At 60.1% G+C, this 10,090-nt stretch carries 11 protein-coding genes and 1 tRNA gene; all 12 read right to left on the reverse strand.

The annotated features are described in order from the left end of the window. Positions 1-70 precede the first annotated feature (70 nt). Positions 71-1,087, reverse strand: coding sequence for a porphobilinogen synthase (gene hemB, locus AB5Y76_RS12495; RefSeq protein ID WP_005357271.1), 1,017 nt, complete (start codon positions 1,085-1,087; stop codon positions 71-73). Positions 1,088-1,090: 3 nt separating this feature from the next. Continuing rightward, the gene (locus AB5Y76_RS12500; RefSeq protein ID WP_263719043.1) at positions 1,091-1,876 is read right to left on the reverse strand and encodes a TatD family hydrolase; all 786 of its coding nucleotides are present in this window, start codon (positions 1,874-1,876) and stop codon (positions 1,091-1,093) included. A gap of 188 nt (positions 1,877-2,064) precedes the next feature. Continuing rightward, positions 2,065-2,820: a twin-arginine translocase subunit TatC gene (gene tatC, locus AB5Y76_RS12505; protein WP_005342401.1), complete on the reverse strand. Its 756-nt coding sequence runs from the start codon at positions 2,818-2,820 to the stop codon at positions 2,065-2,067. After that, on the reverse strand, positions 2,817-3,281 hold the full coding sequence (gene tatB, locus AB5Y76_RS12510) for a Sec-independent protein translocase protein TatB (RefSeq protein WP_005342398.1): 465 nt from the start codon (positions 3,279-3,281) through the stop codon (positions 2,817-2,819). The genes tatC and tatB overlap by 4 nt, the downstream gene beginning before the upstream one ends. A gap of 3 nt (positions 3,282-3,284) precedes the next feature. Next, complete coding sequence (gene tatA / locus AB5Y76_RS12515; protein WP_005339385.1) at positions 3,285-3,536, reverse strand: Sec-independent protein translocase subunit TatA; 252 nt, start codon at positions 3,534-3,536, stop codon at positions 3,285-3,287. A 42-nt stretch (positions 3,537-3,578) separates the two neighbouring features. After that, positions 3,579-5,219, reverse strand: coding sequence for a ubiquinone biosynthesis regulatory protein kinase UbiB (gene ubiB / locus AB5Y76_RS12520; protein WP_257691700.1), 1,641 nt, complete (start codon positions 5,217-5,219; stop codon positions 3,579-3,581). Continuing rightward, the gene (locus AB5Y76_RS12525) at positions 5,219-5,827 is read right to left on the reverse strand and encodes an SCP2 domain-containing protein (protein ID WP_129504992.1); all 609 of its coding nucleotides are present in this window, start codon (positions 5,825-5,827) and stop codon (positions 5,219-5,221) included. The genes ubiB and AB5Y76_RS12525 overlap by 1 nt, the downstream gene beginning before the upstream one ends. Positions 5,828-5,835: 8 nt before the next feature. Beyond that, entirely contained in the window at positions 5,836-6,588 is a 753-nt protein-coding gene (gene ubiE / locus AB5Y76_RS12530) for a bifunctional demethylmenaquinone methyltransferase/2-methoxy-6-polyprenyl-1,4-benzoquinol methylase UbiE (RefSeq protein ID WP_005342396.1), read from the reverse strand. A gap of 65 nt (positions 6,589-6,653) precedes the next feature. After that, positions 6,654-7,031, reverse strand: a complete 378-nt coding sequence (gene crcB / locus AB5Y76_RS12535; protein WP_005339378.1) for a fluoride efflux transporter CrcB — start codon at positions 7,029-7,031, stop codon at positions 6,654-6,656. Between the two features lie 95 nt (positions 7,032-7,126). Continuing rightward, the gene (locus tag AB5Y76_RS12540) at positions 7,127-8,392 is read right to left on the reverse strand and encodes a cytosine deaminase (protein WP_201954480.1); all 1,266 of its coding nucleotides are present in this window, start codon (positions 8,390-8,392) and stop codon (positions 7,127-7,129) included. After that, positions 8,386-9,630 carry a cytosine permease gene (gene codB, locus AB5Y76_RS12545; RefSeq protein WP_139410868.1) on the reverse strand — a complete coding sequence of 415 codons (1,245 nt, stop codon included), beginning with the start codon at positions 9,628-9,630 and terminating at the stop codon, positions 8,386-8,388. The genes AB5Y76_RS12540 and codB overlap by 7 nt, the downstream gene beginning before the upstream one ends. Before the next feature lie 251 nt (positions 9,631-9,881). Continuing rightward, a tRNA-Thr gene (locus AB5Y76_RS12550) sits at positions 9,882-9,957 on the reverse strand. Between the last annotated feature and the right edge of the window lie 133 nt (positions 9,958-10,090).

The raw sequence follows: 10,090 nt of genomic DNA on the forward strand, positions 1-10,090 counted from the left end.
ACCAAAAAAGAGCCATAACGACAGAGGGGGAGCCATCGGCTCCCCCTCTCGTTTTTCTCTTCAACCCGGCTTAACGGGCATCTTCCTTCAACCACTGCGCCACGCGCTTGGCGAAGTAGGTGAGAATGCCATCGGCACCGGCCCGCTTGAAGCAGAGCAGGGACTCCATGATGGTCTCCTTCTCTTTCAGCCAGCCGTTCTGGATCGCCGCCATGTGCATGGCGTACTCGCCGCTGACCTGATAGGCGAAAGTCGGCACGCCGAACTGATCCTTCACCTGACGAACCACGTCCAGATAGGGCATGCCCGGCTTGACCATCACGCTGTCGGCCCCTTCCTGAATATCCAGCGCCACTTCGTGCAGGGCTTCGTTACTGTTGGCCGGATCCATCTGATAGGTGGCCTTGTTGCTCTTGCCGAGGTTGCCGGCAGAGCCAACCGCATCGCGGAATGGGCCGTAGTAGCAGGAAGCGTACTTGGCCGAGTAGGCCATGATCTGAGTGTTGATGAAGCCATTCTCTTCCAGCGCAGCGCGGATGGCGCCGATGCGGCCATCCATCATGTCGGACGGCGCGACTATATCGACCCCGGCTTCGGCGTGGGAGAGTGCCTGCTTGATCAGGATCTCGGTGGTGATGTCGTTCAGCACATAGCCTTCGTCATCGATAATGCCGTCCTGCCCGTGGGTGGTGAACGGATCGAGCGCCACGTCGGTGATGACCCCCAGCTCCGGGAAGCGGGCCTTGAGGGCACGCACGGTGCGCTGGGCCAGCCCGTTCGGGTTGTAGGCCTCTTCCGCCATCAGGCTCTTGCTCTCCAGCGGGGTTACCGGGAACAGGGCAATAGCAGGTACGCCCAGCTCCACCAGTTCAGCGGCCTCCTCCAGCAGCAGATCGATGGAAAGACGCTCCACCCCCGGCATGGAGGGAACGGCTTCCCGACGGTTCTCCCCCTCCAGCACGAACACCGGATAGATGAGATCGTTGACGGTCAGTACGTTCTCGCGCACCAGACGACGGCTGAAATCATGTTTGCGCAGACGGCGCAGGCGGCGGCCCGGAAAGGCGCCCGGAAGAGTTGTAGCCATGAATCACTCCTGGAGAGGAAGTTGGAAGAACGCGGCGGAGGTGGCCCGGGTATGGGCCAGCAAGGCCTCGGGCGCTTCACCACGACAGGCCGCCACCACCTGGGCGATGTGCGGCAAAAAAGCAGGTTCGTTGCGTTTCGGGCGCGGTTTCAGATCCCGCGGCACCAGATAGGGGGCATCGGTCTCGATCATCAGCCGACCGGCCGGAATACGCGCTACCTGTTCGCGCAGCAGCTGACCACGGCGCTCGTCGCAGAGCCAGCCGGTCACCCCGATATGCAGCCCCAGCGCCACACACTCGTCCAGCTCCTCATCGGAGCCGGTGAAGCAGTGCAGCACGGCTCCCGGTAGTTTCGGCAACCAGGGACGGAGGATCTCGATAAAACGGGCGTGCGCATCGCGGCAGTGGAGAAACACCGGCATCCCGAGCTCGGCGGCCAGTGCCAGCTGGGCGTCGAATACCGCATCCTGCACCGGACGGGGGGAGAAGTCGCGGTTGTAGTCGAGGCCGCACTCGCCAATAGCCACCACCTGCGGCAAGGCTGCCAGCTCGCGCAAGGCGGGCAGGGTCGCCTCATCGACACTCTTGGCATCGTGAGGGTGTACCCCGGCGGTGGAGAAGCAGTAGCCCGGCCAGCGGGCGGCCAACTCGGCGCTCTCGCGGCTGCCAGCCAGATCGGTACCGGTGAGGATCAGCGCTTCCACTCCGGCGGCGCGGGCACGGGCCACCAGCTCAGCCTGCTCGCCGGCGAACTGGCTGCTGGTCAGGTTTAAACCGATATCGATCATGGGATGAGACGTTCCGAACAAAAGGAATACATATCAGGTATTTGAAAACCATCTACCGAATGGGGTCTTACCATACGCCTCGAACGGGAGCATGAAAAGAGGAAGGGAGCCTCAGCTCCCCTCGTTCTGCTATTCCTGCGGACTTCGTCATCCTCTCGCCGTCCGGCAAACAGGTGACGAACAGAGCCTCAGCTCTCCACATCCGGTTGTTCCTGTTGCTCTTCATCCTCTTTCTTCACGTAGAAGCGGGCGAAGAACAGACCTATCTCCCACAGCGCCCACATCGGAATGGCGAGCAGGGTCTGGGAGAAGACATCAGGCGGCGTCAGCAGCATGCCGACCACAAACACCCCGACAACGACGTAGGGACGTTTCTCCTTCAGGTTTTGCGGCGTGGTCACGCCGGTCCAGCAGAGCAGTATGGTGGCCACCGGAATTTCGAACGCCACCCCGAACGCGAAGAACAGGGTCAGTACGAAGTCCAGATAGCTGGCGATATCGGTCGCCACCGTCACCCCTGCGGGTGCGGTGCTGGTGAAGAAACCGAACACCAGCGGGAACACCACGTAGTAGGCGAACGCCATCCCCGCATAGAACAGCAGGGCACTGGAGACCACCAGCGGCATGATGAGCCGCCGTTCGTGCTGGTACAGGCCGGGGGCGATAAAGGCCCAGGCCTGATAGAGCAGATAGGGGATCGCCACGAAGAAGGAGACCACCAGCGTCAGCTTGATCGGCGTCAGGAAGGGGGTCGCCACATCCGTCGCGATCATGCTGGTCCCTTCCGGCAGCTGGCTGAGCAGCGGCTGGGCCACGAAGTCGTAGATGTTGTTGGAGAAGTAGATCAGCGCCAGAAACACCACGAGGATGGCGGTAATGGAGCGCAGCAAGCGGGTTCTCAGCTCAACCAGATGGCTGATCAGGGGTTGTTCGGCCTGACTCATGGCTTCACCTCCCCTTTTACTGCGGAGTCGCTGACCGGCACCGGCTCGCTCTCCCGCTGGCTGTTAACCGGCGGCACGTCGTGGCTCAGTTGCACCGCAGGCTCCACCGGCGTGGCAGGCTCCGCCTGGGCGACCGGCTCGGGGCGCGGCGGACGGATCTCGTTCTCCACCTGATAGGGGCGATTGACCGACTGGGCCGCCGCCTTGAGCTGTTCGATGGACTCCTGCAGCTCGGGGCTCAGGTTGCTCATCTGCAACTGTTCGGCCTTCTTGAGGTCGTTATGCAGCTCTTGCAACTTGAGCTCCTGCTCCAGCTCGGACTTGACCGAGTTCGCGGTCGAACGAATGAGGCGGATCCAGTGGGTAGCCGTGCGGATGGCAACCGGCAGCCGCTCGGGCCCCAGTACCACCAGTGCTACCACACCGATAACGACCAGCTCCCAAAAACCGATATCGAACATGGCTTAGGCCTGGTCTTTGTCTTTCTGTTTGGCGGTCTCACTGCTCTGAGTGGCCGCTTCGTTCAGCTGTTTCGGGGGAAACTCGGCATCTTTCTGCTCGGCCTTGGCATCAGCCGGCTCGTCGGAGAGGGCTTTCTTGAACCCTTTGACCGCCGCGCCCAGATCACCGCCAATGCCGCGCAGTTTCTTGGTACCGAACAGCAGCACGACGATGACTGCAATGATCAACAATTGCCAAATACTGATACCACCCATGATTTTCTCTCCAGAACAGGCGCCTGACGGCGCGGTTGTTGATTAATGGGAACGGGTTCGCAACCAGCCGACCAGCCAGCAGAGTGCTGCACCGGCGAGACTGGCTTGTCCCCACTCAATGTGTTGTTTTTGGGTCAGCAAGAATACACCCGCCAATAGCAGGCTGGCTCCAACCCCTAAGAGGTAGCGGGCCTGCCCCTGCCGACGGCTGTGACGGCGGAACTCGGCAAACATCTGGTCGAAATGACGCTGCTGATGACGGGTCTGGCGCAGGGTCTCATAGACCAGCTCCGGCAGCTCCGGCAGCTTCTCTGCCCAGAATGGCGCCTTCTCCTTGATAGCGTTCAATACCGACTTGGGCCCGACCTGTTCGTGCATCCAGTTTTCGAGGAACGGCTTGGCGGTCTGCCACAAATCGAGCTGCGGGTAGAGCTGACGCCCCAACCCTTCCACATAGAGCAGGGTCTTTTGCAGCAGCACCAATTGCGGCTGCACCGTCATATGGAAGCGACGCGCGGTGTTGAACAGGTTGAGCAGCACGTGACCGAACGAAATTTCGGAGAGCGGCTTCTCGAAGATGGGCTCCAGCACGGTGCGGATGGCAAACTCGAACTCGTCCACCTTGGTGTCTGCCGGTACCCAGCCCGACTCCACATGCAGCTCCGCCACCCGACGATAGTCTCGGTTGAAGAAGGCGAGGAAGTTCTCCGCCAGATAGCGTTTGTCTTCCCGATTGAGGGTACCGACGATGCCGCAGTCGATGCCGATCCAGAGCGGGTTTTCCGGATGTTCGTAAGAGACGAAGATGTTGCCCGGGTGCATATCGGCGTGGAAGAAGCTGTCGCGGAACACCTGGGTGAAGAAGACCTCGACCCCGCGCTCGGCCAGCAGCTTCATGTTGGTGCCGTTGGCTTCCAGCGCAGGAATGTCGGAGACCGGAATACCGTAGATGCGCTCCATCACCAGCACCTGCTCGCGGCAGAGGTCGGTGATGATTTCAGGCACATAGAGCGCCTCGGAGCCGGTGAAGTTGCGGCGTAGCTGGATGGCGTTGGCCGCTTCGCGCATCAGATTCAGCTCGTCGAGGATGGTCTTGCGATACTCCTCCACCACCTCGATGGGGCGCAGCCGCGCGCTCTGGGGCACGAAGCGGGCCACCAGACGGGCCAGCGCCTGCATCAACCGCAGGTCGGCCTCGATGACTGGCTCGATGTCGGGACGGATCACCTTGATGACGATCTCGCGGCCACTCTCCTTCAGGCGGGCGGTATGCACCTGCGCGATGGAGGCCGACGCCAGCGGCGTCTCGTCAAAGTCATCGAACAGGGTTTCGATGGGACAACCCAGGCTCAGCTCGATCTGCTGGCGCGCCGCCTGACCACAGAAGGGGGGCACCCTGTCCTGCAGCAGGGCCAGCTCCTCGGCGATATCCGGCGGCAACAGGTCGCGGCGGGTCGAGAGCATCTGGCCAAACTTGATGAAGATGGGGCCAAGAGCCTCGAAGGCGAGGCGGATGCGGGCTCCGCGGCTGAGATCCGGTTGCCTGTTCTTGAGCCAGAACAGGGAGCGACGGGCCAGACGACCCGGCCAGGGTTGATAGCGGGCGGGCACCAGCTCGTCGATGCCCTGCTCCAGCAGGATGGTGATGATGCGATAGAGGCGTTTGAACTCCTTCGGGGTCATCAGGTCACCTGCTGTTCGAAGCGGGCCAGCCGCAGTTCGACGGCCTTGAGCTGCTGGGCCAGCACCTCGACGTCATCGTTGAAACTCGCCACTTCCAGTGGGCCGGGGGCGAGGCGGGCCTCTTCGGTCAGATATTCCGCCAGCTGGCTGCGGGTGCGGCACAGTTCGCGGCCGACCAGACGACGCGCCTGACGGGCACCGCTGAACAGGGTGTGGGCTAGCACGTCGCCGGTATAGCGCGACAGCTCCTCCTCCCAGTCGATATCCAGCTCACCCAGCAGCACGCTGAATGCCTGCACCAGCTGGGGATCACCGCTCAGATCCAGCTTCTCCTCACGGATATAGCGGGTCAGAGCGGACGGGTCTTTCAGCAGACCGAGGGCGGTCAGCGACAGGCTAAGCACCGCATCGGCCTCCCCTTCATGCTGGGCCAGCACATCCAGCCGACGCTCGGAGAAGACAAACCAGAGCGGCTTGAGTTCACGCAGCTCCAGCTTGAGCACCTTGCCCACCAGTTTGCGCAGCCGCTCCGGACTCTGTTTGTCCAGCACCAGCAACTGGTTGAGGCTGGTTTCGATCACCGCGGTGACCATGGCATCCATCGGCATAGGCAACCTTAAAACTTGTAACCGCGGTGCAGGGCGACCACACCCTGAGTCAGATTGAAGTACTCCACCTGCTCGAAACCGACATTTTCCATCATGCCGGCCAGGGTCTGCTGATCCGGGTGCATACGAATAGACTCTGCCAGATATTTGTAGCTTTCACTGTCGTTCGCGACGATTTCGCCCATTTTCGGCAGCAGTTTGAAGGAGTAGAGGTCATAGAGCTTGGCGATCACTTCGCTGACCGGCTTGGAGAACTCCAGCACCAGCAGACGGCCACCCGGCTTGAGCACCCGGAACATGGAGGCGAGCGCCTTGTCCTTGTCGGTGACGTTGCGCAGGCCGAAGCCGATGGTGATGACGTCGAAGTGGTTATCCGGGAAGGGGAGCGCCTCGGCATTGGCCTGCACGTAGGAGACGTTGTTGGCGACCCCCAGATTGCGCAGCTTGTCGCGGCCCACTTTCAGCATGGAGTCGTTGATATCTGCCAGCACCACCTGACCGGTCTCGCCGACGATGCGGGAGAACTTGGCGGTCAAGTCACCGGTACCACCGGCCAGATCCAGCACCTTCTGGCCCTTGCGCACACCGGAGCAGTCGATGGTGAAGCGCTTCCACAGGCGGTGGATGCCGAACGACATCAGATCGTTCATCAGATCATACTTGGCTGCCACCGAATGGAAGACACCTGCTACCAGAGTTTCCTTCTCGGTCGCGGCCACGGTTTTAAAGCCAAAATGCGTTGTCGTTGCTTGTTCTGACATCCCTTAAACACCCATAGAGCAAAGAATGGCCGCCAGTTTACCAGAGCCACTGGCGTCCGGACACCTTAAACCCGGCTCGCAACCAACTGCATGCCCAGCACCACCATGGCCAGACAGAGGAAGAGATTGAGACCGATATTGAGCAGCGCTTTCAGATAGGCCCCATGTTGAGCCAGCACCACCGTATCGAGGGCAAAGGAAGAGAAAGTAGTCAGGGCTCCGAGGATCCCCACCATCAGCAGCGGTTTCATCGGGTGTTCTACCACATGACCGTGACTGATGAGGGCGAACGCCACCCCCATGATGAAAGAGCCCACCACGTTGACCACCAGAGTCCCGTAAGGAAAGTGGCGCCCCAGCAGCAAGGCCATCAGTTCGGCAATCCCAAAACGAAGGCAGGCGCCGATGGCGCCCCCTGCAGCAACATAGAACCAGGTTTGCATGGTGTCACTCCCTCAGGGTCAGGCCGCCATTATGTCGCAATGGCGGCCCTTGTGCCCAGAGGCGGAACTAATCGTCATCCAGCCTGATTGAAATCTCAGCGGCGAAAATCTATCGGCTCGGGCTCACCCAGCACGATTTCGGTCTGGGCCGGGCGGGTCTGGGCAATCACCTTGCCGTGACGAATTGAATAACGCACCGGCACCTGACGGCGCACCGCATCGAAGCCATTCTCGGCAGGCAGGATCAACAGGTTGGCCGGTTTGCCCACCTCGATACCATAACGATCCTGCACATTCAGGGTGCGGGCGCTGTGGCTGCTGATCAGCTTCAGACCGTCGTTAATCTGCTCGTAACCCATGATCTGGCAGACATGCAGCCCCATGTGCAGCACCTGCAACATGTTGGCAGTGCCCATGGGGTACCAGGGATCGAACACGTCGTCGTGACCGAAGCAGACGTTGATGTTCGCCTCCAGCATCTCCTTCACCCGGGTAATGCCGCGGCGTTTGGGATAGGTATCGAACCGCCCCTGCAGGTGAATGTTCACCAGCGGATTGGCCACAAAGTTGATGTCCGCCATCTTCAGCAGCCGGAACAGGCGGGAAGCATAAGCGCCGTTGTAAGAGTGCATGGCGGTGGTGTGACTGGCCGTCACCCGATGGCCGATACCCCGCTCGTAGGCCAGGGTGGCCAGCGTCTCGATAAAGCGGGACTGCTCGTCATCGATCTCATCGCAGTGCACATCGACCAGAACCTGATACTTCTCCGCAAGATCGAAGATGTAGTGCAGACTTTCGACCCCATATTCCCGGGTAAACTCGAAGTGGGGGATCGCGCCAATCACGTCGGCACCCAGCTTGAGCGCCTCCTCCAGCAGTGCCTTACCGTTGGGGTAGGAGAGAATCCCCTCCTGCGGGAAGGCGACGATCTGCAGCTCGACCCACTCCTTCATCTCCTCCCGCACCTCCAGCATCGCCTTGAGCGCCACCAGATTGGGGTCGGAGACATCGACGTGAGTACGCACAAACTGGATGCCGTTGGCGATCTGCCACTTCAGTGTCTGGATGGCGCGCTGCTTCACATCCTCATGGGTCAGCAGCGCCTTGCGCTCGGCCCAGCGCTCGATCCCCTCGAACAGAGTGCCGGAGAGATTCCAGCTCGGCTCGCCCGCTGTCTGGGTGGTATCGAGGTGAATGTGGGGTTCGATAAAGGGAGCGATCGCCAGACCGCCCTCCCCGTCCAGCACCCGACCGGCGACGGCATGTTCGTCATGGGGTTCGATGGCGGTGATGACCCCATCCTGACAGCGGATCTGCCACAGCCCTTCCCGATCGGCCAAACGAATATGTTGAATCAGCATTTGCTAGCTTCCTGTACCAGAACCGGCCGCTGGGTGAGGCGAACCAGAATGAAATAGGTGAAGGCGGCGCCCAATACCGCGTTGAGTGGCACTATGCCCGGCAGCCACTTGCCGACAGCCACCCCGACTGCCGTGGCAACCAGCGCCTGCCAGCGGACCGTCTCGAACTGCTGATCGGCAAATTGACGGTAACGCTCACGATTGAGCAGGAAATCCATGATGATAATGCCACCGATCGGCGGAATTGCCGTACTCAAAAAGGCCAGCCAGCCGACAAAATTGTTGTAAAGCCAGAGGGCGCAAGCCGTACCGATAAGGCCGTTGATCACGCTGAGCGGCTTGCTCTTGAGGCCGGTAATGTTGGCAAAACCGAGGCCGGAGGCATAGAGCGCGTTGTCGTTGGTGGTCCAGATATTGAGGCCCAGCACCAGAATGGCGGGGATCAGCAGTCCCTGCATCAGCATCACTTCCGAGATATCGGCCTGACCGGTCACGGCCGCACCGGCTGCGCCGAAGACGAACATCAGAGTGTTGCCCAAAAAAAACGCCACCATGGTAATCATGACGGCGCCCCAGGGTTTGCGACCAAAGCGAACAAAGTCGGCGGTCAGGGTTCCTGCACTGATAAAGGAACCAACCACCATGGTCAACGCCGTGGTGAACTCGATGGGATTGCTTGGTTGTACCTGCTGCAGTGCAGCCATGCCACCGGTCGAGGTCACCGCCAGCCAGACCGAGTAGCCGCCAAGCAGTGCAATGGCCGGTACGGCCACAAAGCTCAGCACCATCAGGGCGGAGATCCCGAAGTAGACGGTCACCGTCATCAACATGCCCGAAATGGCGATCAGCCAGTTCACATCTATGCCGGTCGCCTTCTGCACCGGCAGGGCAAACATCGCCACGCCCACGCCAAACCAGCCGACCTGAGTACCGCCCAGCAGCAGGGATGGCAGCCAGGAACCTTTGACGCCGAAGGAGTATCGCGCAAGCAGATGGGTAGAGAGGCCGGTTGAAGCACCGATATAACCGAGACAGGCGGTATAGATCCCCAGCAACAGGTTGCCAATCAGTACCGCCTTGATGAAGTCGTCAAACACCAGACCGGTACCCAGCGCACCACCGGTCCACATGCTGGCAGAGAAGAAGGTCAGGCCGAGCATCACCAGCATCAGCGACAGCACACCTTTACGCCCTTTGGCGGGTACCGCCCCCAAACAGTATTCGTTATCCTGCGCCATGCTCTCTCTCCACGTAATAGGCAAAACGCGCCGGATTTTACATGTAAAACGTTTTACGTCAATCAATCATGGTTAAATCTCTGGATAAAACCATCAATAGCAGTCAAATGAGTAACACATTAGGACTCAAACCAGCAGATAAACAGTGTCGGCTGCAAGCAGAAGGGGTTGCGGGAATAGGGAATGTAAGGGGATATCAAAAAATGACGGATGCAAAAAAGCCTCCCTTTTCAGGGAGGCTTTCTATTTAATGGTGCTGATACCCAGAATCGAACTGGGGACCTCATCCTTACCAAGGATGCGCTCTACCGACTGAGCCATATCAGCACACTAACCGGTAAAGACCACGCTGGGCGTAATCTTGAAATTGGGTGCCTGGCAGTGTCCTACTCTCGCATGGCGAATGCCACACTACCATCGGCGCTACCGCGTTTCACTTCTGAGTTCGGCATGGGATCAG

This window comes from Aeromonas sp. R1-2, assembly GCF_040908505.1.
Taxonomy (GTDB): domain Bacteria; phylum Pseudomonadota; class Gammaproteobacteria; order Enterobacterales; family Aeromonadaceae; genus Aeromonas; species Aeromonas veronii.

What these genes read in the sequence shown, in the direction of transcription:
- hemB (WP_005357271.1), bottom strand. Translation starts at nt 1,087, where the DNA reads ATGGCTACAACTCTTCCGGGCGCCTTTCCGGGCCGCCGCCTGCGCCGT.
- AB5Y76_RS12500 (WP_263719043.1), bottom strand. Translation starts at nt 1,876, where the DNA reads ATGATCGATATCGGTTTAAACCTGACCAGCAGCCAGTTCGCCGGCGAG.
- tatC (WP_005342401.1), bottom strand. Translation starts at nt 2,820, where the DNA reads ATGAGTCAGGCCGAACAACCCCTGATCAGCCATCTGGTTGAGCTGAGA.
- tatB (WP_005342398.1), bottom strand. Translation starts at nt 3,281, where the DNA reads ATGTTCGATATCGGTTTTTGGGAGCTGGTCGTTATCGGTGTGGTAGCA.
- tatA (WP_005339385.1), bottom strand. Translation starts at nt 3,536, where the DNA reads ATGGGTGGTATCAGTATTTGGCAATTGTTGATCATTGCAGTCATCGTC.
- ubiB (WP_257691700.1), bottom strand. Translation starts at nt 5,219, where the DNA reads ATGACCCCGAAGGAGTTCAAACGCCTCTATCGCATCATCACCATCCTG.
- AB5Y76_RS12525 (WP_129504992.1), bottom strand. Translation starts at nt 5,827, where the DNA reads ATGCCGATGGATGCCATGGTCACCGCGGTGATCGAAACCAGCCTCAAC.
- ubiE (WP_005342396.1), bottom strand. Translation starts at nt 6,588, where the DNA reads ATGTCAGAACAAGCAACGACAACGCATTTTGGCTTTAAAACCGTGGCC.
- crcB (WP_005339378.1), bottom strand. Translation starts at nt 7,031, where the DNA reads ATGCAAACCTGGTTCTATGTTGCTGCAGGGGGCGCCATCGGCGCCTGC.
- AB5Y76_RS12540 (WP_201954480.1), bottom strand. Translation starts at nt 8,392, where the DNA reads ATGCTGATTCAACATATTCGTTTGGCCGATCGGGAAGGGCTGTGGCAG.
- codB (WP_139410868.1), bottom strand. Translation starts at nt 9,630, where the DNA reads ATGGCGCAGGATAACGAATACTGTTTGGGGGCGGTACCCGCCAAAGGG.